At 71.6% G+C, this 25,986-nt stretch carries 28 protein-coding genes and 3 pseudogenes; 10 read left to right on the plus strand and 21 right to left on the minus strand.

Annotation, left to right across the window (positions count from 1 at the left end; translation table 11 throughout):
• Positions 1 to 311 (minus strand): TetR/AcrR family transcriptional regulator (locus tag BFF76_RS28095; protein ID WP_141695683.1); only part of this gene is annotated, 311 nt, incomplete at its 3' end.
• Between the two features lie 95 nt (positions 312 to 406).
• On the opposite strand from BFF76_RS28095, the pseudogene BFF76_RS28100 reads away from it, so the two are divergent.
• Both BFF76_RS28100 and BFF76_RS28105 read left to right on the plus strand, forming a co-directional pair.
• Positions 407 to 1,273 (plus strand): annotated as a pseudogene (locus BFF76_RS28100) (ATP-binding cassette domain-containing protein); the annotation flags it as partial.
• Entirely contained in the window at positions 1,266 to 2,039 is a 774-nt protein-coding gene (locus BFF76_RS28105) for an ABC transporter permease (RefSeq protein WP_053930675.1), read from the plus strand. The pseudogene BFF76_RS28100 and the gene BFF76_RS28105, both read left to right, overlap by 8 nt.
• A 111-nt stretch (positions 2,040 to 2,150) precedes the next feature.
• Here BFF76_RS28105 and BFF76_RS28110 read toward each other — a convergent pair whose 3' ends face one another.
• From BFF76_RS28110 to BFF76_RS28120, 3 genes and pseudogenes are all read right to left on the minus strand, one after another.
• Positions 2,151 to 3,407, minus strand: a complete 1,257-nt coding sequence (locus BFF76_RS28110) for a GNAT family N-acetyltransferase (RefSeq protein ID WP_065849328.1) — start codon at positions 3,405 to 3,407, stop codon at positions 2,151 to 2,153.
• Between the two features lie 64 nt (positions 3,408 to 3,471).
• Positions 3,472 to 4,382, minus strand: a pseudogene (locus tag BFF76_RS28115) (asparaginase).
• 52 nt (positions 4,383 to 4,434) lie between these two features.
• Complete coding sequence (locus tag BFF76_RS28120) at positions 4,435 to 5,109, minus strand: RsiG family protein (protein ID WP_031093518.1); 675 nt, start codon at positions 5,107 to 5,109, stop codon at positions 4,435 to 4,437.
• Positions 5,110 to 5,223: 114 nt separating this feature from the next.
• Here BFF76_RS28120 and dtd point away from each other — a divergent pair, with 114 nt between their 5' ends.
• Complete coding sequence (gene dtd / locus BFF76_RS28125; RefSeq protein WP_031093519.1) at positions 5,224 to 5,673, plus strand: D-aminoacyl-tRNA deacylase; 450 nt, start codon at positions 5,224 to 5,226, stop codon at positions 5,671 to 5,673.
• Positions 5,674 to 5,698: 25 nt separating this feature from the next.
• On the opposite strand, the gene ygfZ is transcribed toward dtd, so the two are convergent.
• From ygfZ to BFF76_RS28170, 9 genes are all read right to left on the minus strand, one after another.
• Positions 5,699 to 6,664 carry a CAF17-like 4Fe-4S cluster assembly/insertion protein YgfZ gene (gene ygfZ / locus BFF76_RS28130; RefSeq protein WP_053930678.1) on the minus strand — a complete coding sequence of 322 codons (966 nt, stop codon included), beginning with the start codon at positions 6,662 to 6,664 and terminating at the stop codon, positions 5,699 to 5,701.
• A gap of 30 nt (positions 6,665 to 6,694) precedes the next feature.
• Positions 6,695 to 7,156, minus strand: coding sequence for a Fur family transcriptional regulator (locus tag BFF76_RS28135; RefSeq protein WP_031093521.1), 462 nt, complete (start codon positions 7,154 to 7,156; stop codon positions 6,695 to 6,697).
• A gap of 26 nt (positions 7,157 to 7,182) precedes the next feature.
• Positions 7,183 to 7,815, minus strand: a complete 633-nt coding sequence (locus BFF76_RS28140) for a restriction endonuclease subunit S (protein WP_031093522.1) — start codon at positions 7,813 to 7,815, stop codon at positions 7,183 to 7,185.
• Complete coding sequence (locus BFF76_RS28145) at positions 7,812 to 9,422, minus strand: N-6 DNA methylase (RefSeq protein ID WP_065849329.1); 1,611 nt, start codon at positions 9,420 to 9,422, stop codon at positions 7,812 to 7,814. Before BFF76_RS28145 ends, BFF76_RS28140 begins: the two co-directional genes overlap by 4 nt.
• Before the next feature lie 53 nt (positions 9,423 to 9,475).
• Complete coding sequence (locus BFF76_RS28150) at positions 9,476 to 10,153, minus strand: hypothetical protein (RefSeq protein WP_065849330.1); 678 nt, start codon at positions 10,151 to 10,153, stop codon at positions 9,476 to 9,478.
• Positions 10,154 to 10,543: 390 nt separating this feature from the next.
• On the minus strand, positions 10,544 to 11,116 hold the full coding sequence (locus tag BFF76_RS28155) for a heme-binding beta-barrel domain-containing protein (protein ID WP_053930680.1): 573 nt from the start codon (positions 11,114 to 11,116) through the stop codon (positions 10,544 to 10,546).
• Positions 11,117 to 11,372: 256 nt separating this feature from the next.
• Positions 11,373 to 12,356, minus strand: coding sequence for a hypothetical protein (locus BFF76_RS28160; protein WP_065849331.1), 984 nt, complete (start codon positions 12,354 to 12,356; stop codon positions 11,373 to 11,375).
• Positions 12,353 to 13,186: a hypothetical protein gene (locus tag BFF76_RS28165; RefSeq protein ID WP_053930682.1), complete on the minus strand. Its 834-nt coding sequence runs from the start codon at positions 13,184 to 13,186 to the stop codon at positions 12,353 to 12,355. Before BFF76_RS28165 ends, BFF76_RS28160 begins: the two co-directional genes overlap by 4 nt.
• A complete protein-coding gene (locus tag BFF76_RS28170; protein WP_065849332.1) occupies positions 13,183 to 13,977 on the minus strand; it encodes a hypothetical protein in 795 nt (264 codons plus the stop codon). Before BFF76_RS28170 ends, BFF76_RS28165 begins: the two co-directional genes overlap by 4 nt.
• A gap of 106 nt (positions 13,978 to 14,083) precedes the next feature.
• On the opposite strand from BFF76_RS28170, the gene BFF76_RS28175 reads away from it, so the two are divergent.
• Positions 14,084 to 14,446 (plus strand): DsrE family protein, encoded by a 363-nt coding sequence (locus tag BFF76_RS28175; RefSeq protein WP_031093532.1) that lies wholly within the window; start codon positions 14,084 to 14,086, stop codon positions 14,444 to 14,446.
• A gap of 231 nt (positions 14,447 to 14,677) precedes the next feature.
• Here the strand turns inward: BFF76_RS28175 and BFF76_RS34155 are convergent.
• From BFF76_RS34155 to BFF76_RS28210, 8 genes and pseudogenes are all read right to left on the minus strand, one after another.
• A pseudogene (locus tag BFF76_RS34155) lies at positions 14,678 to 14,875 on the minus strand (DUF3099 domain-containing protein); the annotation flags it as partial.
• A gap of 119 nt (positions 14,876 to 14,994) precedes the next feature.
• Positions 14,995 to 15,282 (minus strand): DUF1416 domain-containing protein, encoded by a 288-nt coding sequence (locus tag BFF76_RS28185; RefSeq protein ID WP_014154938.1) that lies wholly within the window; start codon positions 15,280 to 15,282, stop codon positions 14,995 to 14,997.
• A 51-nt stretch (positions 15,283 to 15,333) separates the two neighbouring features.
• Positions 15,334 to 16,173 (minus strand): sulfurtransferase, encoded by an 840-nt coding sequence (locus tag BFF76_RS28190; protein ID WP_053930684.1) that lies wholly within the window; start codon positions 16,171 to 16,173, stop codon positions 15,334 to 15,336.
• A gap of 152 nt (positions 16,174 to 16,325) precedes the next feature.
• Positions 16,326 to 16,406, minus strand: a complete 81-nt coding sequence (locus tag BFF76_RS34780; RefSeq protein ID WP_350310325.1) for a putative leader peptide — start codon at positions 16,404 to 16,406, stop codon at positions 16,326 to 16,328.
• A gap of 254 nt (positions 16,407 to 16,660) precedes the next feature.
• Positions 16,661 to 17,356 carry an LmeA family phospholipid-binding protein gene (locus BFF76_RS28195; protein WP_031093539.1) on the minus strand — a complete coding sequence of 232 codons (696 nt, stop codon included), beginning with the start codon at positions 17,354 to 17,356 and terminating at the stop codon, positions 16,661 to 16,663.
• A gap of 159 nt (positions 17,357 to 17,515) precedes the next feature.
• Complete coding sequence (locus tag BFF76_RS28200; RefSeq protein ID WP_065849333.1) at positions 17,516 to 18,964, minus strand: hypothetical protein; 1,449 nt, start codon at positions 18,962 to 18,964, stop codon at positions 17,516 to 17,518.
• A gap of 10 nt (positions 18,965 to 18,974) precedes the next feature.
• Positions 18,975 to 19,229 carry a MoaD/ThiS family protein gene (locus BFF76_RS28205; RefSeq protein ID WP_031093544.1) on the minus strand — a complete coding sequence of 85 codons (255 nt, stop codon included), beginning with the start codon at positions 19,227 to 19,229 and terminating at the stop codon, positions 18,975 to 18,977.
• A gap of 41 nt (positions 19,230 to 19,270) precedes the next feature.
• Positions 19,271 to 20,242, minus strand: coding sequence for an alpha/beta hydrolase (locus BFF76_RS28210; RefSeq protein ID WP_078958952.1), 972 nt, complete (start codon positions 20,240 to 20,242; stop codon positions 19,271 to 19,273).
• A 298-nt stretch (positions 20,243 to 20,540) separates the two neighbouring features.
• Between BFF76_RS28210 and BFF76_RS28215 the strand changes: the two genes are divergently transcribed.
• The 6 genes from BFF76_RS28215 to BFF76_RS28240 form a co-directional block, all read left to right on the plus strand.
• Positions 20,541 to 21,344 carry a response regulator transcription factor gene (locus BFF76_RS28215; RefSeq protein ID WP_053930687.1) on the plus strand — a complete coding sequence of 268 codons (804 nt, stop codon included), beginning with the start codon at positions 20,541 to 20,543 and terminating at the stop codon, positions 21,342 to 21,344.
• Between the two features lie 24 nt (positions 21,345 to 21,368).
• Complete coding sequence (locus tag BFF76_RS28220) at positions 21,369 to 22,412, plus strand: LacI family DNA-binding transcriptional regulator (protein WP_065849334.1); 1,044 nt, start codon at positions 21,369 to 21,371, stop codon at positions 22,410 to 22,412.
• A gap of 94 nt (positions 22,413 to 22,506) precedes the next feature.
• A complete protein-coding gene (locus BFF76_RS28225) occupies positions 22,507 to 23,691 on the plus strand; it encodes a S1C family serine protease (RefSeq protein ID WP_065849335.1) in 1,185 nt (394 codons plus the stop codon).
• Between the two features lie 13 nt (positions 23,692 to 23,704).
• Entirely contained in the window at positions 23,705 to 23,890 is a 186-nt protein-coding gene (locus BFF76_RS28230; RefSeq protein ID WP_053930690.1) for a hypothetical protein, read from the plus strand.
• A gap of 46 nt (positions 23,891 to 23,936) precedes the next feature.
• The gene (locus BFF76_RS28235) at positions 23,937 to 24,668 is read left to right on the plus strand and encodes a response regulator transcription factor (RefSeq protein WP_065849336.1); all 732 of its coding nucleotides are present in this window, start codon (positions 23,937 to 23,939) and stop codon (positions 24,666 to 24,668) included.
• Positions 24,665 to 25,986, plus strand: a 1,322-nt coding sequence (locus BFF76_RS28240; RefSeq protein ID WP_065849337.1) for a sensor histidine kinase, incomplete at its 3' end; no start/stop codon positions are given. The genes BFF76_RS28235 and BFF76_RS28240, both read left to right, overlap by 4 nt.

Consider the following 25,986-nt stretch of genomic DNA (forward strand, 5'->3'; position numbering starts at 1 on the left):
CTGCAGACACTGGAGGGCAGGGGCTCAGGGGCACCCATCGCCGCCTCCTGCATGAGGACGTACAGCTCCTCCTTGGCGGACACGTAGCGGTAGAGCGACATCGTGGAGGCGCCTAGTTCCTTGGCGACCCGGCCCATCGAGACGGCCGGGAGGCCCTCCGACGCGGCCACCGACACGGCCGCGTCGACGATGCGGTCCAGCGTCAGGCCGGGCTTGGGGCCCTTGACCGGACGCTCCCGCAGTCCCCACGCGGCCTCGATGCTGGCCGGCAGGCCGGTACCGCCCGACGACGCGCTGCTGTTCTCCGTCATCCGATGCCGCCTTTCCCCGTACTGGCTTGCCACCATCCTAGGTTTGCGTAATGCTTACGCAGTAACGCGTATGACATACGCAGAAGGGGGACCNNGGTCTTGCCCGCGCCGGCATCCACGCACTGCTCGGCCCCAACGGCGCGGGCAAGACCACGACCGTGCGGATCCTCGCCACCCTCGCCACCGCCGACTCCGGCACGGCGCGCGTCGCGGGGCACGACGTCGTCGCCGACCGGCGCGCGGTGCGCCGCGCCATCAGCCTGACCGGGCAGTTCGCCGCCGTCGACGAGACCCTGACCGGCGAGGAGAACCTGCGGATGATGGCGCGGCTCTCCGGCCTGACCCGCACCCGTGCCCGTCGACGTGCCGAGGAACTCCTCGTCCGATTCGGCCTCACCGACGCGGCCCGCCGCCAGGCCCGTACGTACTCCGGGGGGATGCGGCGCCGCCTGGACCTGGCGGCGGGTCTGGTCGGCTCGCCCGAACCCGGTGTCTTCTTCCTCGACGAGCCCACCACCGGCCTCGACCCGCGCAGCCGCCGCGAGCTCTGGCAGGTGGTCCGCGACCTCGCGGGCCGGGGCGCCGCGGTGCTGCTCACCACCCAGTACCTGGAGGAGGCCGATCAGCTCGCCGACCGGATCACCGTCCTCGACAAGGGACGCGCCGTCGCCGAAGGCACCCCGGAGACCCTGAAATCCCGGGTCTCCGGACACCGCCTCGACCTCGTCCTCAGCAGCCGCGAGGCCTACCTCCGGCTGGCCACCCGCGCCGTCCACCACTCCCCCGAGACCCTCACGCTGGGTCTCCCGACGGACGGCACCGCCGCGCACGCCCGCGCCCTGCTCGACGAGATCGACCCGCACCGCACCGACATCGACCGCTTCTCCGTGCGCAGCGCGACCCTCGACGACGTCTTCCTCGCCCTCACCACCGACCGGACGGAGGCACCGGCCCATGTCTGACGCACCCGGAGCCCTGACCCACGCCACGGTCATGACGGGGCGCAGCCTGCTCCTCAGCCGTCGCAACATCGACGCCGTCATCACGTCGATGATGCTGCCGATCATGCTGATGCTGATCTTCGTCTACTTCTTCGGCGGTGCGATCGACACGGGCACCGCATACGACTCGTACGTCATGTACGTCGTCCCGGGTGTCCTGTTCCTGTGTGCCGGCTTCGGCTCGGCCACCACCGCGGTGGCGGTGAGCGAGGACATGAAGGGCGGCATCATCGACCGTTTCCGCTCCCTGGACATCGGCGCGATGCCCATCCTGGCCGGCCATGTGGTGGCGAGCACGGTGCGCAACCTGGTCTCCACCACGCTGGTGTTCGCCGTGGCCCTGCTCATCGGCTTCCGTCCCGCGGCCACCCCCGCGGGCTGGCTCGCCGTCACCGCCGTTCTGCTCGCCTACATCGTGGCCCTGTCCTGGATCTCCGCCGCGATCGGCCTGCTCGCCCGGACGCCCGAAGCGGCCGGCGGGTTCACCTTCTTCATGTCGTTCCTGCCGTACCCGAGCAGCGCGTTCGTCCCGGTCGACAGCATGCCGGGCTGGCTCCACGGCTTCGCCGACCACCAGCCGGTCACCCCGGCCATCGAATCCCTCCGCGGTCTCCTCCTGGACCAGCCGGTGGGCAACGCACCCTGGACCGCGCTCGCTTGGGCGGCCGGGATACTGACGGTGGCCGTGGCCCTGTCGGGGGTGCTGTTCAGGGTGCGGACGCGGTGACGCGGGAACGCGCCCTGAACCACTGCGCGTAGGTGCCCGCGACCTGCCGGAGCGTGGGAGCGGCCGGCGTCCCCGGCACCTCCTGCGCGGCGGCCGGCGCCGGCCGGCCCGTCAGAACACGTCCGGGCACCACGCCCGCCGTGGCGCCCGGAACACCAGGTCCGCCGTCGCCGCCGCGCCCGCGCGGTGTTCGTCGAGCCGGCCCAGCGCGGCCAGCCGCACCGGCGACCCGTCACCCAGGCAGAGCGCGCCCAGCTCCGCCAAGTCGAGCGTGATGTCGGCGTCCCGTGTCGTGGGGACGCACGAGGCGCCGGACGGTGACACCTCCAGCAGGAACCGGCCGCCCGCCAGGCCCGTGGCGTCCCGGACCTCCAGGACCAAGGCGCTGTCGATCGCGTACGTACGCGCCTCCAGGGCCCGGGGGACGTCCAGGACGCGCAGCCACAGCCAGTCCGCCCGGGTCGCGACGCGGGCGGCTCGCGGGTCCGGGAGAAGGAGGGGAAGCAGGTCGTCGGGGGCGCGGTGGCCCGAACGGACCGTGGTGATCCAGTCGATGGAGCAGACGAACTCCCACAGCGCGCGTTCAGCAGCCGGGGTGGCGGCGATCATGCCGGACACCGTCGCCGTGTTGAGCGGCTGCTTCCCGTCGCCCCAGCGGTCGTCGGCGCGGTAGATGATCAGCCCGTCGGCCTCCCCGTCCGGCGAGCGGTAGATCGCGTAGAACGGCTCCGTCCACGTCTCGAGCGCCGGGACGCCCATGCCGGTGTTGCGCTGCCACCAGCGCTCGTCCCGGGACACCATGCCGTGTTGCCGCGCGGCGACACGGCTGTGGAGTCCGGGTCCCAGCTTGCGCACGTCCGCGCCGTCCACCAGCTCGATCCGCCCACCGTCCGCCTCGGACGGGACCGCCCTGCGGGGATCCAGGCCCGCCCGGGGGACATCGATCTCCCACTTCGTGGTCCAGGTGGCCGGACCGAAGCCGTACCGCCCGTAGATCGGGTACTCCGCGGCGATCAGCGAGGCGACGACGTCGCCGCGCTCCTTCGCCGCCGCCAGGTCCGCTGCCATCATCCGGCCGAGCAGGCCCCGGCGGCGGTGTGTGGGTGTCACCGTCACGGCGGTGATCGCGTCCGCCGGCACCTTCGCGCCGCCGACGACGGTCAGTTCCTGCGCGAACGACCGGAAGGTGGCCACACAGCGCCCGGCTTCGAACACGCCCTGGACACGGTCCAGGTCGGTACGGGCCAGGTGCAACGCGACCTCCTCCTCCCCGGGGACCCCGGCCGACGCCCGCAGGAACCCGGTCCCCACGGCGCGCAGCCAGTGGGGGTACTCGGCTACGGAGACGGTGCGTGGATCAAGGTTCATACGGCCCACGCTAGGCACAGGGCGTTCGGAATGTCTCCCGGATTTCCGGTGGGCCCGGCGCCGCTCAGAACGCCGCCCGGACCTCGCCCACCTCCACGGCCCCGCCCAGCAGCGGAGCCCGACCGATGCGGGACACGACCGGGGCGTCGACGCCCAGCAGTTCGAGGGAGCGGGCCAGGACCGGGCCCAGGGCGCGGGTGGAACCGTCGTCGATCTTGAAGGCCAGGGCCCTCCCGTCCGGGAGCGCCACCGCCTGGACCGCCTCCGCGCCCATCTTGGAGAGCGCGCCCGGCACCTCCCGCATCAGCCAGGTGTCCGGCCGCCGCGTACCGGCGACGTACTCCGGGTGCGCCCGCATCGCGTCCGCGACCCGGCGCTCCGCCGTGCCGGGCTCCGCCAGCACGAACGTGCGGAACGCGCGGGCGAGCCCGCCGCCTCCGCGACGACCTCTCCGACCAGCCGCTGCAGCGGATGGGACGGGTCGAGATAGGTCGCCGTGTCCCATCCGTTGCGCAGGCAGACGGCGAGCATCGCCGTGTGCTTGCCGGAGCAGTTCATGGTGAGCGGCTCCCGCACACCTCCGGCGGCGAGGTACGCCTCTGCCTCGACCGGGTCCAGCGGCAGGTCGGGCGGTGTCTGCAGGTCGCCGGCCCCGAGCCCGTGCTCGGCGAGCATCGTGCGCACCAGGTCGAGGTGGAAGGGCTCCCCCGAGTGGCTCGCGGCGGCCAGTGCCAGCCGCTCCCCCGAGAGGTCGAGGCCGGCCCGCAGGATCGCGGCGGCCTGCATCGGCTTGTTCGACGACCGTGGGAAGACCGGGGCGGCCGGGTCACCGAGCGCGAGCTCCACGCTCCCGTCGGCTGCGAGGACGACCAGCGACCCCCGGTGGCTGCCCTCGGTGAAACCGGACCGCACGACCTCGGCCAGGACCGGATGCACGGACGACGAGGACGGGAACGGGGCTATGGAGGAGGTCATGGGGTGGGCGGCCTTCCGGGGACGGGCGTGACCCGCCCCCGAAAGGGTCGCTTCAGGCGAGCAGGTCCTCTACTTGTGCTTCCCCGTCACGGTACCTGCGGGCGATCTCCGCGCTGCAATCGTCGACGGTCCGCTGGAGGCGGTGACGGCGCCGGGACACCTGCCGCTCGTAGCGCACCAGCCGTCCCATGGCGGTGAGCAGCTCCTCGTCCGTCCGGGCGTCGAGGTCGGAGAGCTCGACTTCCGCCAGCGTGTCCGCCGCCAGCTGCCGGTACTCGTCGCTGCGCGGCGTCGTGAGGGTGACGTGCCGGGCCGAGGAGCGGTGGACGGACGGGGTGTCGGCGAGGATCTCCGAGAGCCGGTCGACCACGGGCGAGTCGGGACCCGGCCGGCGGGCGAGCTCGGCCCGGAGGATGTCGATCCGGCCCTGGACCAGACGGCGTACGTAACTGAGGTCCGCCTCGTCGCGCTGGGCGTCACGGCGCAGCCTGCGCAGGTCCGGCAGCCGCAGCCCGCCGAACTCCGGCTGTGGACGTACGGAGGCCAGCCCTTCGACCGCACGTCCCCCGGTCTGCCCGGGCACGGACACCGTTCCCGGCACCTGCACGGGCGGTGCGGCCGGCTGGCCGGGGGCTTCTCCGGTCCGCTGCACCGGGGGCCGCAGGCCGGCGGCTGTACGTGTCACTGGTACGGCACCGGGGGATGGCCCGGTTCCACGTGTCGTCATGATGTTCATCCCCTCGACCGGTGCGTCGGCACACCGACATCGTGCATGGTGTCACTACGCACGGTGTTCACGCAGGTGCTCTGTACCCGTTCAGCCCAAGATAGGTTGGTCTGTATGCGTGCAGTGATACAGAGAGTGGACGGCGCGAGCGTCACCGTCGCGGGCGCCTCGGACGGTCCGTCAGGGACCGGAACGGTCGGCGAGATCGTCGGCGAGGGGCTGTGTGTGCTGGTGGGGGTTACTCACGGCGACACCGAGGAGAAGGCGGCGCAGCTCGCCCGCAAGCTGTGGACCCTGCGAATCCTGGAGGGCGAGAAGTCCTGCTCGGATGTGAATGCACCGCTTTTGGTCATTTCGCAATTCACTCTCTACGGGGATGCCAGGAAGGGCCGCAGGCCCACCTGGAACGCCGCCGCGCCGGGCGAGGTCGCCGAGCCGCTGGTCGACGAGGTGGTGGCGCAGCTGCGCGCGCTCGGTGCGCAGGTGGAGACGGGCCGGTTCGGGGCGGACATGCGGGTCTCGCTCACGAACCACGGCCCGTTCACCGTGCTGGTCGAGGTGTAGCGGCGGCGGGCCGCTCCCGGCTCCCCTAGGGCTCGACGACGGTCTCCTGGGCCGCGGCGGTGTCGCCCGCGAGCAGTTCCGCGTCCACCGCGGTGTTCCGCTTCACCAGTGCCAGGGCGATCGGGCCCAGCTCGTGATGGCGGGCCGAGGTGGTGATGAAGCCGAGCTGGCGGCCCGCCTCGCCGTCGGCCGCGAGCCGGACCGGTGTGCCGTGGCCGGGCAGGTGGACCTCGCTGCCGTCGAGGTGCAGGAAGACGAGGCGGCGCGGCGGCTTCCCCAGGTTGTGGACACGGGCGACCGTCTCCTGGCCCCGGTAGCAGCCCTTCTGCAGGTGCACCGCGGTACCGATCCAGCCCAGCTCGTGCGGGATGGTGCGGTGGTCGGTCTCGAAGCCCAGCCGCGGGCGGTGCGCCTCGACGCGCAGCGCCTCGTACGCCAGGATCCCGGCCACGGGCCCGTGCGCGGCGGCGTACGCCTCCAGGCCGGCCCGGGGCAGGAAGAGATCGCGGCCGTGTGCCGTCTCCCGTACGGCGGCGCCGTCCGGGACCTCGGCGATGGAACCGGCCGGCAGGTACACGACGGCGAAGTCCTCCGTGCGGTCGGCGACCTCGACCCGGTAGAAGAACTTCATCGACTCCAGGTACGCGATCAGCTCGCCCCCGGTCCCCGGCTCGGCGTGCATCCACACCGTCGTGCCGTCGTCGACCAGATAGAGGGCGTGCTCGATGTGCCCGTGGGCGGAGAGGATCAGCGCCTCCGTCGCCTGGTGCGGCGCGAGGTCGCTGACGTGCTGGGTGAGCAGCAGATGCAGCCAGGCCAGCCGGTCGTCGCCGGTGACCGTGACGACCGAGCGGTGCGAGAGGTCGACGAGACCGCTGCCGTCGGCCAGTGCGCGTTGCTCACGGAACAGGTCGCCGTAGTGCGCGGCGACACCTTCGTCGCGCCCCTCGGCGGGGACGGCGCCGGGCAGGGACAGCAGGGGGCTCTTCATGCGACCAGCGTACGACCCGGGCGGCCGGGTCTACCGCGCGCTGCCCTGTTCCTCCGCCGGTCCCGCCCCTGCCGCCTTCGCCGTGCAGTCGGCGCAGCGCCCGAAGATCGCGAAGTGCTTCATGTCGGTCTCGAAGCCGAAGGTGCCCCGCAGCTTCGCGGTGAAGTCGGCGACCACGTCGACGTCGGCCTCGATGACGTCCGTACAGTCCCGGCAGACGAGGTGGATGTGGTGGTGGCGGTCCGCCAGGTGATACGTCGGTGCGCCGTGCCCTAGGTGGGCGTGGCTGACCAGCCCGAGCTCCTCCAGGAGCTCCAGGGTCCGGTAGACGGTGGAGATGTTCACACCCGACGCCGTCCTGCGCACCTCGCAGAGGATGTCGTCGGGCGTCGCGTGCTCCAGCTTGTCGACTGCCTCCAGGACAAGCTGACGCTGCGGCGTCAGCCGGTAGCCGCGCTGCCGAAGATCGGTCTTCCAGTCGGTGCTCACCACAGCCCCAGTGTAGGGCGGAGCCGGGCTCATTTCGGGGGCACGGAGACCTTCCCGCTCATCAGCAGCCCGGCGAGGGACTCACGCAGCAGCCCCGTCGTACGCGCGATCTCCTCGTGCACCCGGATCTTCTCGTCCAGCGCGCCCAGCACGGCACCGATCCGCCGCTGCTCACCGGGCGGAGGGAGCACGACCGGCAGACCGGCCAACGCGCCGACGGTGATCGACCGGATGGCACTCCCGGCGGCGTGGCCGTTCATCCAGGCCACGGATCCGGGTCCGGCGAGAAAGCCGGCCAGATACGGTGCGGACGCCGCGTCGGACGGTCTGAGGCAGAGCACGTGTGTGTTGTGGAACCACCCGCTCTCCGCGTCGGTGACCAGGGCGACGCGCCCCACGGTGCCGGTACGCGTGACGAGGATGTCCCCCGCACGGATGCGTCCGCGGTCCAGCCCCTGGGCCTGGATGCCGCTGACGAAGGCGGTGCCGGAGTGAACGATCCGGCGCTCCCGCAGATCGGCGGGCCTCACCAACGGCACCGCGCCCGGCTCCGCCTCCTTCAGCACGGTCACCGGGGTCCCGGCCGACCGCAGCTCGCACAGCTGCGACAGCGGGACGACTCCCCAGCCCTGCGGCAGGCCCTCCTCGATGTCCGTGGTCACAGTCCGTACTCCTTGAGGAGGGTCTCGATGTGCCGGTCGACGTCGCGCGCACGGTCGCCGAGCTCCGCCAGGCGTCCGGCCAGCGCCCGCACCTGGCCGCCGGTCGCGGCCGGGGCCGGCTCGGTGGCCCCGGTGGTCAGGTAGGCGGTCGCGCTCAGCGAGTGTCCGTGCGCCCGGATCTCGTCGATGCCGACGGTACGGCTGAGGCCCTTCCGCTCCTCCCGGGACCTGGTGATCCGGACCAGCAGGTCCGTGTCCTCGGCCGCGAGCACACGGCGGGTGCGGGACGTCATGGATCCCAGACCCGTCGCGTCGAGGAAGAAGACGTCCCGGCAGGATCCCGTCGGGTGCTTCAGGATCCACACGCTCACGGCGACCGCGGTGGCGGGGAAGAGCTGCGGCGGCAGCGCGACCAGGGCCTCGACCGCACCGTCCTCGATCATGGCCCGCCGGATCCGCCGTTCACCGGTGTGTGCGGAGGACGCCGCGTTGGTCGGCATCACCACACAGGCCCGGCCCCGCTCGGAGAGGCTGTGGACCACGAACTGCAGCCAGTCGTAGTTGGCGTTGTGAGCCGGCGGGTCCCCGTAGCTCCAGTGCGTGGCGTGATGCCCGGAACGCCTGGTGAGCCGTTCGTTGAACGGAGGGTTCGTCAGGACACGGTCGAACCGGCCCCCCGGGCCTGCGCCACGGTCCTCCGCCCCCGGCTCCGTACGCAGGTCGGCCGGCTGGCGCCGCTGCGCCAGATTCATGCCTGCCAGCTCGCCGGGCACGGCTTGGGTCCCGGAACCGCTGACTGACAGCGACGGCGGCACCGGGGCGGAGGCTCGCACGGCGTCGACGGAAGCGGCCAGCATCTCGCCGGCCCGGCAGTAGGGGTCGTGCAGGCGCACGGGCGGGCCGTCGGCGGAGGGCGGCTCGCTCATCAGCATCCCGGCCACCGCACGGGCCACCGAGGGAGGGGTCGGCAGCTCGCCGGCAGTTCCGCCGGCCACATCCCCGTAAGCGGCCAGCAGCAGGTCGAACGCCTCCGCGCCGGCTCCGGGCTCCGGCGAGGCGGAGTCGAGAGCGGCCACGAGCTCCGCGAGCATGTGCGGCGGGCACCTGTCGAGCGACCGGCCGAGCAGGTCCGACAAGCGGTACGCGCGGTCTTCCCACAGGACGTGCCGCACCGCTTCGACCGCGTCCCCCGGCCTGTCCGCACAGGCGCGCCAGACCTCCGGACGCAGTTGACGCGTATGCACGAGGGCCATCAGGAGCAGCAGGTAGTGATCCTGCGGGATGTGATCACCGAAGTGCCGCGGATCTTCCACCAGTGCGCGGACCGCGGCGACGAACCCCGTTGTGGCGCCCTGCTGCCGGAAGCGGTCACCGTAGGTCGCCCCGGCTCCCTCCCCCGCCCGACGGGCGTTGGCGGGGATCATCCGGCGGTCCAGCCAGGTCTGCACCTCGGCTTCCGGGAACAGCTCGACATCCTCGTCGTTCCGTGACACGGCTTCGGGGAAGTCGGCGTAACGGCGCTGCCAGTTGCTGACGGCCGGTCGGCGTACCGCCGTGCGGCGGGCGATGTCCGCGCGCGTGACCACGGGTCCGGTGGTGGGCGCCACGAAGTCCTCCAGTGTGGCCCCGGGGTGAACCCGGAGCGGTCGGGTGCGGATGCTCAGAACCGGGGGCGGCGGCTGCCGTCACAGGTCGTCCCACGGTGGCGCAGCACAGAGGGGAACCGGTCCATCGCCCGCACCTCAGGGACGAGAGCGGGGCTCAGGTACCCGAGAAGACGGTAGATCTTGGCGTGGTCCGCCGCGAGGTGCCGCGTGTACACCGGCTCATGGTGCATGACCCGGTTACGCAGGAGCACCAGGGACCACAGCTCGTCGTACAGGGTGTCACGTCGCCCTCCGTAGTGGGGGAATGCCTTGTGGACCACCGGCACCCAGAACGTACGGTCGTAGCCGGAGCCAGCGCTGAGCAGTGCGGCCCAGAAGCCGAAGGAGAGTTCTGCCACCACGCTGTCCGTCCCCACCGGACGCCGTCCGCGGCCCCGCCGGCCGGCGCACTTCGTGCGGGCCTTGGCCACGAGTCTCAGGCCGTGCGCGTTGAGGGGCGCCGCCTCCCACCAGTCCGCCCTCCCGTAGTGCTCGGTCAGCACCACGTGCAAGGCATTGCGCAGAGCGAGCTCCAGGCAGTGCAGCGGCCCGTAGAGCGCCGCACACACCTCGACGTTCCACCAGTACAGCCGACACGCCTGCGGGACGTCGCCACCGCAAGCGTCGCGGTACGGCTCCATCCTCGGCTCCGAGAACGCCCGCCCCATCCATTCCGGCCATGCGTCCGCCATGATGCTCCCCCTGTTTCCGGCCCCTGCCGTGATGGTCGCCGCGCACCTCTGGACTGCGCGGCCACCCACCGTGGTACGGTGGGCGACGAACGCTTTGGGTCCGCCTCTGTTTACACGCCGCCCGAAGCACGGCTTACGGAACCCCCAGTCGCGCGCAATGCGACTGGGGGTTCCGCGTTGTCCGAACCAGTCGGACGCGATGGGCTCCGCAGCGGCTCCTACCGTAGCGAGCCACACCCGGCGACGCAAGCGCATTGCAGTGCACGAGCATCTGTTAACCCCCGCTCGCTCGGCAGTCACCGCCCGCGGCAACACCGGAAGCACGCGAAAGCCCCTGGCACCGGGAAGGCGGCCAAGGGCTCGGGCGGGACGGGCGACAGCCCGGACCGGCTACTTGAAGAACGCGATGCCGTCGTCCGGCATGTCCCCGAGGCTCTTCGCCATCGCGGCGACCTCTTCGGGGGTGACGACCTTCTTCAGGTGCGCCGACATGTAGGGCCGCAGCTCCACGTCGGGGGTGGCCTTCTCGCCGACCCACATCAGGTCGCTGTGCACATAGCCGTAGAGGCGCTTGCCGCCGCTGTACGGGCCGGAGGCGGCGGTGCGGGCCACCGCGTCGGTGACGATGTCGATCTGCGGCTTCTGCTTCGCCAGCTCGCCGTACCAGACCTCGACGATGCCCTGGTCGCGGACCATGACGATCTCGACCTTGCGGTCCTTGTCGATGCGCCAGTAGCCGGACTCGGACTCGAGCGGCTCGACCTGGTTGCCCTCGGAGTCCAGCACCCAGGAGTGCGAGACGTATTCGAGGAAGTCGCGGCCGTCGTGGCTGAAGGTGACTTCCTGGCCGAAGTTGCACTTCTCGGCGCCGGGGAAGTCGGAGACGCCGGCACCCGCCCAGTTCCCGAGGAGGAAGGCCAGGGGTACGAGGTCCGGGTGGAGGTCGGACGGAATCTCGATCATGAGCGGCTCAGACGATCTGTGAGGGTGTACGGAAGGTGTTCGGCGAGGGTCAGCGCTGGCCCTGGTACAGCTTCTTCACGGTCACGGCGGCGAAGGCGAGCACGCCGATGCAGACCAGCACCAGCAGGGCGGAGAAGAAAGCCTCAAGCACGGGAGCTCCTCGGAACGAACGACATGACGGCAGCAGGCGGCCGGGCCCCCAGCCTAATGGGTGGGGGCCCGGCACGGCGGCCCGGGGTTTCCCGGGCCGGTCGCGTCAGCCCAGGAGCTGGTTCTGCAGGACGACGGTCTGGTGGAACGGAACGGCCTCGCTGCCGCCCGCGCCCTTCCTCGCCTGGACGACCAGGGCGACGGTGTCCCCGGCCAGCACATAGGCGTGACGGACCTGCGCGGCCCCGTAGGGCACGCTCTCGGCGAAGGACTGCGCCGTGGTGAATTCCGGCCCGTCCACGACATTCCAGTCCTCGTCGAGGGAGGACTCGGCCGCCCCGGCGAGCGGAAGCGGCCGGGAGACGTCCTCCATGAGCTCGTCACGGAACGCGGTGGAGTACGCGACGGAGTTGAACCGGAGCAGATAGATCCGGGACGACGTGCCGTCCGGCATGGTCCAGCCGCGGGCCGCTATGTGCCGCAGCGCGGAGTCCTCCAGCCGCTGGGTGAGTGCGGCCCGCTCGTCCTTGCCGTACTCGGCGGCGTACCGGGCGACATCCACCCAGCCGCCGTCGAGCTCCTTGTCCACGGTGGCACCGGCGGGCGCGGGCAGCAGCAGGCGCCGCAGGTCGGCGTGGTGGACCTCGGCGGCGTTGGAGTCGCTGAACGGGCGGGGCGCATCGGCGGGCAGGGCCGGGAGGCTCAGCTCCGGGTAGTCCCAGCGCCCGTCGCCGCGCGTGCCGAGCCCCGGTACGTCGGTGCGCTCCATCGATGTGATGCCGGCGGCCGTCCCCGCACCGAGCCCGCCGAGCACCAGCACGGCGGCCGTCCACCGGAGCGCCGCCCGCAGGACGCGGCGCGGAGGTCCGGGCGTGGTGGGTGCGTGTGCGGGGACCGGTGGGAGCTGCGGCGGCTCCTGCGGGACCGGGGGGAGGAGGGTGGCTGTCGCGGATGCCGGTCCCTGCGTCGGCGCGGGTCCCGGCGTCGGCGCGGGTCCCGGCGTCGGCGCGGGTCCCGGCGTCGGCGCGGGTCCCGGTTCCGGTACGAGAGCGGCGGCCTCGTCGACCGGTTCGGCCGTCTGCTCGGTCATACGTACTCCCCGGGGGACTTGATGTGGTCCAGCTGGTCCTTCAGCAGCTCGACGACGGCCGCCTTGTCGACGGGCTTGACGCCGGTTGCCGAGACGCTGATGCTCAGCTCCCCGTCGTACGCCGCACACACCATGTCCTCGATGTCGCTCCCGCTGTCCTCGGGCTGCAGATAGCAGGCCGCGTTCCGGGTGTGGCCCTTGACCTCAGGGCCCTTCCGGAAGATCCCCAGGGCGTCGAACAGCTCCGTCTGGAAGGTGTGGAAGCTCCGTACGGCCTTCTTGTCCTTCATCCGCACGATCTGGGCGTGCACCTCCAGTTCGTCCTCCTGGGTGGTGTACGAACGGACGGCGAGACCCTGCACGCGCAGCTTGTCGATCCGCTTGTCGTAATCCCGGCGTTCCTTGCCCGCGAGCCCGCGGTTGCCCTCCTTCATCGCGGCGACGGCCTGCTCACCGTCCATCTCGTCGTCGTTGCCGTACTCGCCGTCGTCCGGGCCGAGCCGGTAGCCGGCGGGCACGGGCAGCATCAGCTTGCTGAGCGCGGTGTCCGACCTGCCGCGGCTCGTGTCCCGCGCGGGGTCCTTGCCGGGCTCGTGCGCGGACACCCGCCAGACGGTCGTCTCCACGCTGCGGTCCGCCTCGTCGACCGTGGCATGCGTGTAACCGGCAGCGACGCCGACCGTGCCGAGCACCAGCAGGACGGGAAGCGCCGTGAGCAGTTTCCGCCGGGCGCGCCCGGGACGCGCCGGAGCACCGGACGCATCGGGGGCGTCAGCCGTTTCCGGCAGCGGGCCCGCCTCGGAGGTCCCAGGCAGGGAGATGTCGTTCACAGGCGCTCCAGCTGTCGCTCGGCCAGCGTCCGGATGTCCGCCTTACTGACCGGCCGGGTGTCGAACAGATTGATCTCGATCATGATGTCGCCGCGGTGCATGACGGCCCTGGCCCGGTAGTAGGGCAGGAAGCCGGGCTGCCGGTCCACGTCGTAGACGTAGTAGCGGCCCTCTCCGCTCCCCTTGACCGGGTCGCCCTCGTTGCCCGCGCCTGTCTCCGTCCCGGACATGTACGAGCGCTGAGCGTCGGCGAACTCCGCGGCCGCGTTCTTCACACCGGAGGAGAACTGGACGAGCCGGATCTTGGCCTCGCGGTCGTCGCCCTTCTTCCAGGAGGCCCCCGCGATGCGACGCACGTCGGACTCCAGGAGGTACTCGAACATGTCGGCTTCGAAGTCGAAGTCGCGCGCGAGGCTGCCCACGCTCATCCAGCCGTCGTCCAGCCAGTCGGCCTCCTCGTCCTCGATCCATCCCGCCGGGCGTTCGATCAGCAGTTCGCGCAGATCGCCGTCGGTCCGGACCTGACGGTCCTGCGAGGCGGGCAGCGGGGCAGGGGCCTTGTCCGCGGGAAGCGCCTTCGCGGGGTACGCCAGCTCAGTCTGTGACAGGGCGGGCAGAGGCGTCGGCGGCCTCTCCGCCTGGACGCCGTAGCCGACCGCAGTGCCGCCGGAGATCCCGAGCAGAGCGGCGGCGGCGATCAGCAGGGTCGTACGGCCCCGTGGACGCGGGCGTCCCGGGGCGGAGGCCGGCTCGTCGTCCGGCGAGCCGGAAATGGTGTCGTTCGGTTCCAAAAGGGTCCCCCCCAAGAGACCTGAGGCGCAGATTCCTTTACCCGCGCACACAACTGACCCACAGGCCACAGGGGAGGTTGCCCCGCCGCGGATTACAGTTCGGCACATGCCGAAGAAGCTAGTGATCAAGGTGACCGCCGGAGCCGATGCCCCGGAGCGCTGCTCGCAGGCCTTCACCGTGGCGGCCGTGGCTGTCGCCAGCGGGGTGGAGGTCTCTCTGTGGCTGACCGGCGAGTCCGCCTGGTTCGCGCTGCCGGGGCGCGCCGCCGAGTTCGAACTGCCGCACTCCGCGCCGCTGCCCGATCTGATCGACTCGATCCTGGCGGGTGGCGGGGTCACGCTCTGCACCCAGTGCGCGGCTCGACGCGACATCACGGAGAAGGACGTCCTGGAGGGCGTACGGATCGCAGGCGCCCAGGTCTTCGTGCAGGAGGCCATGGCGGACGGCACACAGGCACTCGTCTACTGATCCGCGACCGCTGCCGTCCTACCTGCGGCGGTTCCTGCCGTCCAGCTCGTCCCACCACGCGTCCGACGTCGGGTCACCCGTGAGCTCCTCCCGGGGCGAGCGGGGCCGGGCGTCCTTGGAGGACCGGGTTTCCTCTGAGGGCTGCCGGGTGTCCCGGGAGGGCTGAGTGTCCTGGGAGGGCCGGGTGTCCCGGGAGGGTTCGGTGCCCGAGGAGGACCGGGAGCCCTGGGCCGGGTCGTCCCACCAACGGTCCTCAGGCCCCCGGCGGTTGGCGACGATCGCCGCCACGGGCGGTATGACCATGGCGACCACACACATCGCCACGGCCGCAGGGACGGACCAGAGACGTACGAAGGCCCAGGCCGAGACGAAGAGGAAGAGGCATCCGCCCATCATCCAGAAATAGGCGCGCCTACGCCGGGCGTACATGAGTCCAGCGTAGAGCGCTCCGGCGCCGTGGCGCATGTGGACGGCGCGAAGGGCCGCACCCCGCTCAGGTGGCGTCCAACCCCCTGGGGTGCGGCCCTCCGGCCGTCGGTGCGCGTGAACTACACGGCGATGGCGACCTCGGCGAGGCCACCGGTCTGCGCCACGACCGTACGGTCGGCGGTGCCGCCCGGGACCAGGGCGCGGAGCGTCCAGGTGCCCTCGGCCGCGTAGAAGCGGAACTGACCGGTCGCCGAGGTCGGGACCTCGGCGGTGAACTCACCGGTCGAGTCCAGCAGACGGACGTAGCCGGTGACGGGCTCGCCGTCACGGGTCACGCTGCCCTGGATGGTCGTCTCGCCCGGCTTGATCGTCGAAGCGTCGGGGCCACCGGCCTGTGCTCCACACATGGTGTTCTGTCCTTCTGGTCGGGGTCCTGCGGTGCGAATGGCTGCGGGGAACTACTTGTTGGCGCCGAGCTCGATCGGCACGCCCACGAGGGAGCCGTACTCGGTCCACGAACCGTCGTAGTTCTTGACGTTCTCCTGGCCGAGCAGCTCGTGCAGGACGAACCAGGTGAGCGCGGAGCGCTCACCGATGCGGCAGTAGGCGATGGTGTCCTTGGAGAGGTCCACCTGCTCGTCCTCGTAAAGGGCCTTGAGCGCGTCGTCCGACTTGAACGTGCCGTCGTCGTTGGCGTTCTTCGACCACGGGATGTTGCGGGCACTCGGCACGTGGCCGGGGCGCTGCGACTGCTCCTGCGGGAGGTGCGCCGGGGCGAGCAGCTTGCCGCTGAACTCGTCGGGCGAACGCACGTCGACGAGGTTCTGGCTGCCGATGGCGGCCACGACGTCGTCGCGGTAGGCCCGGATCGACTCGTCCTGGGCCTTGGCCTTGTACTGGGTGGCCGGGCGCGCCGGGACGGCGTCGGTCAGGTCGCGGGAGTCGAGCTCCCACTTCTTACGGCCGCCGTCGAGGAGCTTGACGTTCTCGTGGCCGTAGAGCTTGAAGTACCAGTACGCGTACGAGGCGAACCAGTTGTTGTTGCCGCCGTAGAGGACGACCAGCGTGTCGTTGCCGATGCCCTTCTCGGACAGGAGCTTCTCGAAGCCGGCCTGGTCGACGAAGTCACGGCGGACCGGGTCCTGGAGGTCCTTGGTCCAGTCGATCCGGATCGCGTTCCTGATGTGGTTCTTCTCGTACGCCGAGGTGTCCTCGTCGACCTCGACGATGGCGACCTGCGGGTCGTCGATGTGGGCCTCGACCCAGTCGGCGTCGACCAGAACGTCTGCGCGGCTCATGTGATTCTCCTCCGGGGCAGTCTGCGGCGGGGTGGTGCGATGGAGCTGAGTGCGAGGTGTACGCGCAGGTGCATGTGAGCGGAACGCGTACGGAAGGCACGGGTGCGGCCCTGACGTCGTCGAAGGGCCGGGGGAAACGGGAGAGGTCCCGCTCAGAAGGTGCGACAGAGCATGGCGGCGACGCGGCACAGGTCTACTGCCCGCCGCTTCGTGAGGTCCGCCTGTCGCTTCATGCGTCCGATCGTAGGGAGGTACGGGCGGAGATGTCACCGTCGTTTCAGATGATGAGACACGATCGTCCGTTATGCGAGACCGAATCGCGGTCGGACGCGGCGTCGGCCAGGAATCAGGCGCCCGGCGCGCGACGGTCGACCCCGGTACGGACGAGCCGTCTCAATATCTGGATCTGCCGTCCGGCCCGTCCCAGCGCCAAGCCCCTGCGCCCTGCCCGGCCGGGTGTCATTCTGGGCCGCGGCATGTCACGTCGTCATCCCGCGAGCCGGATGTCGGCACCCGACATCGATATCTCCAGGCCACCGGGCGCCACCTCGATCTTCTCCAGCTTCAGGCCGTCGGGCAGTCCGCCGATCCCGCGCTCGAAGTCGGTCTTCTTCCTGACCAGCCCCTCCAGGCCGGGGATGCCCTCGCCCGGGACCTCGTCGGCGCGCACCCTGACGGTGTCACCGTCGACCAGGGTGACCGTGGACAGCACGCTGCGCGAGACCGTCTGATCCAGCAGCGGGATCCGGACGGATCCGGTGACCTTGACCTTGCCGTTGCCGCCGTACGCGACCGTGACGCCTTCGTCGGCCGCCTCCGTGAGGGCCGCGTACGAGAGGACGGCCGTCCCCGTGGCCCGGGAGGCCGTCGCGCTGGTGTAGCCGGCGCCCAGCGTCACCTGACGCAGCTGGGCCTGGATCTCGCTGATCCGTATCTCCCGTCCGGCCGCACTGGCGCGGATGTCCTTCACCGTGACGTCCACACGGTCGAACTCCGACCCGGCCACCTGGGTCAGGAAGGGGAAGCCCTTGATGGAGACCTCCGTCGAACCGGCCTCGGCGCCGCCGAAGGCGACCCGTTCCTCGGCCTCCGACTCCGCGAAATACACGGCGGCGCGGTCCACGGCGACGAAGACGCCGCCCAGCACCACAGCGATGATCAGCAGTACGCGCAGTGCTCGCATGCGTGTTGTTCCCCCACTCGGACCGGCTGGACCCCTGGTGCACGTGAGGCTACTGCCGCCACGCGGTGTGCCCGCAGTGATCGACGAGTGGAAGGCCCGGCCGGTTCCCCGGCACCGGCGCGCGGCGGCGGTGGGGGAGCATCGGAGACGTCAGAATCGTCAGGCGATCGCACGGCCGATCAGATAGACGGCGGGAGCCGCGGCCGTGAGCGGCAGTGCCACTCCCGCCGTCATGTGCACGAAGCGGGACGGGTAGTCGTAGCTCGCGACCCGCAGCCCGATCAGGGCGCAGCCGCCGGCCGCGAACCCGAGGAACGCGGACTGCGCGCCGAAGTCCGTGAACACCCCGGCGGCCAGGCCCGCTGCCGCCGCGACGAGCAACGCCACGACGACCGAAGCCGGTCCCGGCAGCGGCAGGGCCCTGACGAGCACGGCCGCCGCGACCGCGATACCGCCCACCGTCACCGCGTCCGGGACGGCGGCCAGGTGGCCGGCGGCCAGCACGGCGAGCGCGGACGACGCGACGGTCGCGGTCAGGCCGTACATCCGCTCGTCGGCCCCTGCACGGCTGCGCAGCTGGAGGACGAGAGTGAGCAGCACCCAGACCCCGAGCGTGCCGAGGATGGCCGCCGGGGCGTTGCTCCGGCCCGACGCCAGGAGCACGGCGTCGGCCACGACGCCGCCGGCGAACGCGAGCACGATGCCCTGTCTGGCCGGCCACATGCCGTTGAGCCGGAACCATCCCGCGGCCGTCACGGCCTGCAGCAGTACCAGGGGCACGAGCAGGGCGTAAGGACCGATCGCGGCACCGAGCGCGAGGAGCAGGCCGAGACCCGCGGTGATCGCGGCGGGCTGCATCCCCGGCGCGATGATCGGCGAACGCCCCTCGGCGCGGGCCCGCTGGGCATCGGTGATCCGGCTGTTGCCCAGGGTGGTGGGCGCGCTGTAGTCGGACCGGGCGGAGGCGGCCCCCTGACCGTCAGAGCCTGCCGGTGCTGGCGGGGCTGCCGGTGCTACGGGGGCCTCCGGCGGCAGCGGGTAGGCGCCCGGCGAGCCTTGCGCGGCAGGCGGGACGGGAGCGGCAGGCGGGACAGGCGCGGCCAGGTGCTGCGGCTGGATCGTCGGCTGGTACTGGGTGTCCCAGGTCTGGCCCTGCCACGTCTGGGTAACACCCTGGTCCGCGGGAGCCCCGGGGGCACCCTGCTCCGGGTGCACGGCGGGCTGCTGCTGGGCGTACGGCTGCTGCTGGTCCTGCTGCTGCCCGTACACGGGCTGAGCGGCCTGCTGCTGCCCGTACGCGGGGTCATAGGGCTGTTGCCCCTCCTGCGCGGGGCGCTGCTCGTACTGCCCGTACACGGGCTGAGCAGCCTGCTGCTGCCCGTACGCCGGGTCGTACGGCTGCTGCCCCTCCTGCGCGGGGCGCTGCCCGTACTGCCCGTACGCCGGTTCGTACGGCTGCTGCCCCTCCTGCGCCGGGCGCTGCTCGTACTGCCCGTACACGGGCTGAGCAGCCTGCTGCTGCCCGTACGCAGGGTCATACGGCTGCTGCCCGTCGTGCTGCTGCGCGTGGCCAGGGTCGTACGGATACTGCTGATCGTTGTTGCTCATGGTCTGCGGTTCACCCTCCTGCGAACGGCGGGAGCACCTCGACCGTGCCGCCCTCGGCAAGCCGTACGGTCTCATGACTGCGGGTCCCCACAGGATTCCCGTCGATCAGGAACGAGCATCTGAGCAGTACGCGCGTCAGCTCACCGGGGTGCCGTTCGCGCACCCCGTCGAGTGCCTCGGCAAGTGTCCGCGCCGCGTACGGCTCCTCCGCTGTCCCTGCGGCGGCCTTGGCCGCGGCCCAGTAGCGGATCGTCCCCGCTGCCATGGCGACACCCCTTTCGTCGTGCGTCGGCTGTCCATCATGGATCACGCCGACTCCGTCCAGTCGGCGATACGGGCCAGCAGTTCCCCGCCTGCGGCGTTCTCGGCGTGCCCCATGCCTTGCTCCAGCCAGAGCTCCGCCCTGTCCCCCGCCGCCTCCGCGAGCATCCGCGGGTGGTCGACGGGGAAATACGGGTCCCGGTCACCGTGCACGATCAGCAGGGGTGCGGTGATCAGCGGGGCGGCCTCCACCGGTGACAGCGGCACGGGGTTCCAGTCCTCGCGATGGATCCGTGTGCGAAAGCCGTAGCGGCCGACGAGCCGGCCCGTGGGCCGGGTGACGACCCAGTGCAGGCGGCGCATCGGGGCGGTGCCGCGGTAGTACCAGCGGGCAGGTGCGCTCACGGCGACGACCACGTCCGTATACGCATCGGTGTGCGCACCTGAACGCGCCTCTGAGCGCCCCTCATGCGCCCTCTGCGCCTCAGTGCGCCGCTGCACCCGTTCGGCCCCGGGCACCCATTCCGCGTCACCGACCCCGCGGCCGTCCCCGTTCGCGGATCCACCTGCTTCCGGCGCCGTATACAGAGCGGCGTGCCGAAGCACCACGGAGCCGCCCATCGAGAAGCCGACCGTAACGATCCGCCGGTGTCCCAGTGACCGCGCCCAGGCGACCGCGGCCGCCAGGTCCAGCACCTCACGGTCGCCCACCGTGGACCGCCCGCCGGACCGTCCGTGGCCGCGGAAGGAGAACGTGATCACGGCCGCACGCTGGGCGAACACCTCGGCGGCCCGCAGCAGCGCCGGCCGGTCGACGGAGCCGGTGAAGCCGTGCGCGAGGACGACGGCGGTCGAGCCGGGGGCAGCGCCTCCGGGGGCCGCGGAACCCGCCGTACACGGGGTGTACACCGCCTCGATACGGACCCCGTCACCGGTCAGCAATGTGGTGCGCCGGGGCACCCGCGTGATCGAGGGAACAGAAGAACTCGGGAATCGACCCTCGGACAACGAACTCATGTGGGCTATTCTGCTGCGAAGAGGATCCGGGCAAAGCAGCCCCCGGATCCTTTTGTGCTTTCCGAGCGTTGTTACGACAGCGTTTCGACAAGCTCAGCGGTCCCCGGGACGCGGGTCCGCACCGTAAGAACCGTATGACGGCCGTCGCAGGTGATGGCCGTACGGGAGTACGAAGCAGTGCCGCATACTCCCCCGGGTCCGACCCGGGAGTGCCCCTCTCGCAGGGAACGAGGAGGACCGACGTAATGGGCGAGCTGAACGTGCACGATCGACCGACGACCCAGGCAGGTGGGCGGCGATGAGTTCACTGCTGCTTCTGACGAATGCCCTTCAACCGTCGACGGAGGTGCTCCCCGCCCTCGGCCTCCTGCTGCACAGCGTGCGGGTCGCCCCCGCCGAGGGACCCGCACTCGTCGACACCCCTGGTGCCGACGTCATTCTCATCGACGGCCGCCGCGACCTGCCCCAGGTCCGCTCGCTGTGCCAGCTGCTGCGGTCCACCGGGCCCGGCTGTCCGCTGATCCTCGTCGTGACGGAGGGCGGCCTCGCCGCCGTCACCGCCGACTGGGGCATCGACGACGTACTGCTGGACACCGCGGGTCCCGCCGAGGTCGAGGCCCGGCTGCGGCTGGCCACCGGCCGCCAGCAGATCACCTCCGACGACTCCCCCATGGAGATCCGCAACGGCGACCTCTCGGTCGACGAGGCGACGTACAGCGCCAAGCTCAAGGGCCGGGTCCTCGACCTGACCTTCAAGGAGTTCGAGCTGCTCAAATACCTCGCGCAGCACCCGGGCCGGGTCTTCACCCGCGCCCAGCTGCTCCAGGAGGTCTGGGGCTACGACTACTTCGGCGGCACCCGCACCGTCGACGTCCACGTGCGGCGGCTGCGCGCCAAGCTCGGCCCCGAGCACGAGTCGCTGATCGGCACCGTGCGCAACGTCGGCTACCGCTTCGTCACCCCCGAGAAGGTGGACCGGGCCGCCGAGGAGGCCAAGGCCAAGGCGGCCTCGGCACCGGTCGACGAGCGGGTGCCCCGTTCGGAGCAGTCCGCGCAGGCCGAGATCGTCGAAGAAGCCCCGGTCCGGCCTGCCAAGCGGTAGGTCGATCCGCGTAGACTGCCGCGCGTGGCCAAGGTGACGCGGGACGATGTGGCGAGACTGGCGGGGACCTCGACAGCGGTCGTCAGCTACGTCATCAACAACGGACCCAGGCCGGTCGCACCGGCCACGCGCGAGCGGGTGCTCGCCGCGATCGCGGAGCTGGGCTACCGGCCCGACCGGGTCGCCCAGGCGATGGCCTCGCGGCGCACCGATCTCATAGGGATGATCGTGCCGGACGCCCGGCAGCCGTTCTTCGCCGAGATGGCGCACGCGGTCGAACAGGCAGCGGCCGAGCGCGGGAAGATGGTGCTCGTCGGCAATTCGGACTACCGCGACGAGCGCGAGGTCCACTACCTGCGGGCCTTCCTCGGCATGCGGGTCTCCGGGCTGATCCTGGTCAGCCAGGGCCCCAGCGAGCGCGCCGCGGCCGAGATCGAGGCATGGGACGCCCGCGTCGTCCTGCTGCACGAGCGCCCCGAGGCGATCGACGACGTCGCGGTCGTCACCGACGACGTCGGCGGTGCCCAGCTCGCCACCCGCCACCTGCTGGAACACGGCAACGCCTACGTGGCGTGCCTCGGCGGCACGGAGTCGACCCCGGTGGTCGGCGACCCCGTCGCCGACCACATCGAGGGCTGGCGCAGGGCGATGCAGGAGGCCGGGCGGCCGACGGAGGGCCGGCTGTTCCACGCCCCGTACAACCGCTACGACGCATACCAGGTGGCCCTGACGCTGCTCTCCGGGCCCGACAGGCCCCCGGCGATCTTCTGCTCCACGGACGACCAGGCCATCGGTGTGCTGCGGGCCGCGCGCGAGCTGCGGATCGACGTACCGGGTGAGCTGGCGGTCGCGGGCTTCGACGACGTGAAGGAGGCGGGGCTGACCGATCCGCCGCTGACGACGGTCTTCTCGGACCGCCCGGCGATGGCCAGGGCAGCCGTGGACCTCGTCCTCGACGACTCGCTGCGGGTCTCGGGGTCACGGCGCGAGCGGCTTAAGCAGTTCCCCTCCGCACTGGTGGTGCGCCGGTCGTGCGGCTGCGGCGAACCGACGGTCACCGCGCGGTAGCGGGGCGCTCCCTCATATCGGGCATACACGGTTCTGCCGGGCTTCTCAGCGGGTACTCAGGCTGCTCTCATGTTCGCTGGCCACTCTCGTAGACATGACCGACAGCCACCGCCCGAGCGGCGAGTACCCGATGCCCCCCTCGCACGACGACGGCCCGTACGGCGCCGGCCCGTACGGCAGCCACCAGCACGGCGGCGGCTCGTACGGCGCCGGCCCGTACGGCAGCGACCCCCACGGCAGCGACTCGTACGCAGGTGGCGCGGCGGCCTACCCGCCGCCGCCGGCGTACGAGCCCGAGCGGCCGACCGCCGAGGTGCCCGCCGCCGGTCACGCCTGGCCGGCCCCGGCGCCCACGCCCGTCCCGGTCGCGGACGCCCCGAAGTCCGAGCGCCGGGTCAAGCGGCCTCTCGCCCTGCTGGCGGCCGTGGCGATCGCCGCGGCGGCGGTCGGCGGCGGCACCGCCACCCTCATCGGTGAACTCGCGGGCGGCAGCGCCAGCAGCTCCGGCTCCGGCGGTGTCGTCAACGGCACCACCGTCTCGCAGAGCAGCGCCGGCACCGTCTCCGGTGTGGCGGCGGCCGTGTCGCCGGCCATCGTCGAGATCAGCGCGACGTCCTCGTCCGGCGAGGCCACCGGTTCCGGTGTTGTCATCACGGGGGACGGCGAGATCGTCACCAACAACCACGTCATCTCCGGCGCCTCCAAGATCGAGGTGGCCCTCAGCACGGGCAAGACGTACACGGCCGACGTCGTCGGCACGGACCCCGACAAGGATTTGGCGCTCATCAAGCTCCAGGGCGCGAGCGGACTGAAGACGGCCTCGCTCGGCGACTCCTCCTCGGTGAAGGTCGGCGACCAGGTCGTGGCGATCGGCTCCCCCGAGGGCCTGACCGGCACGGTGACCAGCGGCATCGTGTCGGCGCTGGACCGGGACGTCACGGTCGCCAAGGACGACGAGCAGGAACAGCAGCAGCAACAACAGGGCGGTCAGAACTGGCCGTTCGAGTTCGGCGGCCAGCAGTTCAACGGCGAGACCGGTTCGTCCAAGACGACGTACAAGGCGCTGCAGACCGACGCCTCGCTCAACCCCGGCAACTCCGGCGGCGCCCTGATCAACATGAACGGCGAGATCATCGGCATCAACTCCGCCATGTACTCGCCCAGTTCGTCCAGCGCCTCGGGCAGCTCGGCTGCGGGCAGCGTCGGCCTCGGATTCGCCATCCCGGTCAACACCCTCAAGGCCGACCTGGACACCCTGCGCGCCGGCGACGACTCCTGATCAAGAGGCCTTCATGAACCCCGACACCACCCCCGCGCCCGCCGGCCCGTCCGATCTGGCCCTGCCGCTGGCGCCGGCAGCCGAACTGGCCGCCCCGGCATCCTCCGCGCCCGCTCCCACCCGTACGCCCGAGGTCCGCACCGGTACCGGCCGTGCACGACGTGCCGCGCGACGCCGTGCGGCGGCCGTGCGAGGCTGAGAGCGCCGCACACAGCACACGTCAAGCGAAGGAAGAGGACGAAGCGATGAGCCCCGCCGAAGACGATCCGCAGCGCGTCCTGATCGTCGACGACGAGCCCGCCGTGCGCGAGGCCCTGCAGCGCAGCCTCGCGTTCGAGGGCTACGGCACCGAGGTGGCCGTGGACGGCTACGACGCCCTCACCAAGGCCGAGTCGTACGCCCCCGACCTGATCGTCCTGGACATCCAGATGCCCCGCATGGACGGCCTCACCGCCGCCCGCCGCATCAGGTCCACCGGGTCGACCACACCCATCCTGATGCTCACCGCCCGCGACACCGTCGGCGACCGGGTCACCGGACTCGACGCCGGGGCCGACGACTACCTGGTCAAGCCCTTCGAGCTGGACGAGCTCTTCGCCCGCATCCGCGCCCTGCTGCGCCGCAGCTCGTACGCCGTCACGGCGGGCGGGCCCCTCCCCGACGACGACGTGCTGTCCTTCGCGGACCTCCGCATGGACCTGAACACCCGCGAGGTCACCCGCGGGACCCGCCGGGTGGAGCTGACCCGCACCGAGTTCACCCTCCTGGAGATGTTCCTGGCTCACCCACGGCAGGTACTGACCCGCGAGCAGATCCTCAAGGCCGTCTGGGGATTCGACTTCGAACCCAGCTCCAACTCCCTGGACGTGTACGTGATGTACCTGCGCCGCAAGACGGAGGCGGGCGGCGAGCCGCGCCTGGTCCACACGGTGCGGGGCGTCGGGTACGCCCTGCGCCCGGGTGGCGGTGACGGGTGACCGGCCTGCCCCGCCGGCTCCGCGCCCTGCCGCTGCGCTCACGGCTGGCGCTGCTGGTCGCCATGGCGGTGGCGGTGGCGGTGGCGGCGGTGGCGGCGGCCTGCTGGTTCGTGACGCGGGAGCAGCTGGAGCATCAGCTGGACAGCTCTCTCCGCAACTCGCCGGCCGTCGACAGGTCGCTCGTCACCGAACTGCTCGCCAGCTGCCAGGGGGCCGGACGCGGCCCCCTGAAGCCGCCAGGCTCCTACACCCTCCAGATCATCGACGCGGCCGGAACGGTCTGCGGGAGCCCGAACACGACCCGCATCTCACCCGCGGACGAGGACCTGGCAGTGGCGGCGGGCAAACGGCGGGACGCGCTGCACTCGGGCACCGACTCGGACGGCACGAAGATGCGCGTCTACACCTACGGCCTGGAGCTGCGCCCGTCCGGCCAGCTCTACGCCGTCTCGGTGGCACGCCCCGAGAAGGAGGTCACCGACCCGCTCTCCACCCTCGCCTGGGTGCTGCTCCTGGTCTCCGGCATCGGTGTCGTCGGCGCGGGTGCCGCCGGCCTGTGGATCGCCCGCACCGGGCTCCGCCCCGTCGACGACCTCGCCCACGCCGTCGAGCACGTGGCCGAGACCGAGGACCTGACCATCCGGATTCCCGCGGAGGGCGAGGACGAGATCGCCCGGCTCTCACGCTCCTTCAACGCCATGACCAGCTCCCTGGCCACCTCCCGCGACCGCCAGTCGCAGCTCATCGCGGACGCCGGGCACGAACTGCGCACCCCGCTCACCTCGCTCCGTACGAACATCGAGCTGCTCGCCCGCAGCGACGAGACGGGCCGCGCCATCCCGCCCGATGACCGCAAGGCCCTGATGTCCTCGGTGAAGGCCCAGATGACCGAGCTGGCCGCCCTCATCGGCGACCTCCAGGAACTCTCCCGCCCCGACGCCGCCCAGCCCGGGCCCCTCCAGGTGGTCGCGCTGCACGACATCACCCGTAACGCTCTGCAGCGCGCCCGGCTGCGCGGCCCCGAGCTCACCATCACCGCAGACCTCGCCCCCTGGTACGTACGCGCCGAGCCCGCGGCACTGGAGCGGGCGGTCGTCAACGTCCTCGACAACGCGGTGAAGTTCAGCCCCCAGCGCGGAACGGTCGAGGTCACCCTGAACCGCGGCGAACTGACCGTGCGGGACCACGGCCCCGGCATCCCCGCCGAGGACCTCCCGCACGTCTTCGACCGCTTCTGGCGCTCCCCGTCCGCCCGCCAGCTGCCCGGCTCGGGCCTCGGGCTGTCCATCGTGGCGCGCACGGTCCAGCAGGCGGGCGG

The sequence above is a fragment of the Streptomyces mutomycini genome, from assembly GCF_001700505.1.
GTDB lineage: Bacteria > Actinomycetota > Actinomycetes > Streptomycetales > Streptomycetaceae > Streptomyces > Streptomyces mutomycini.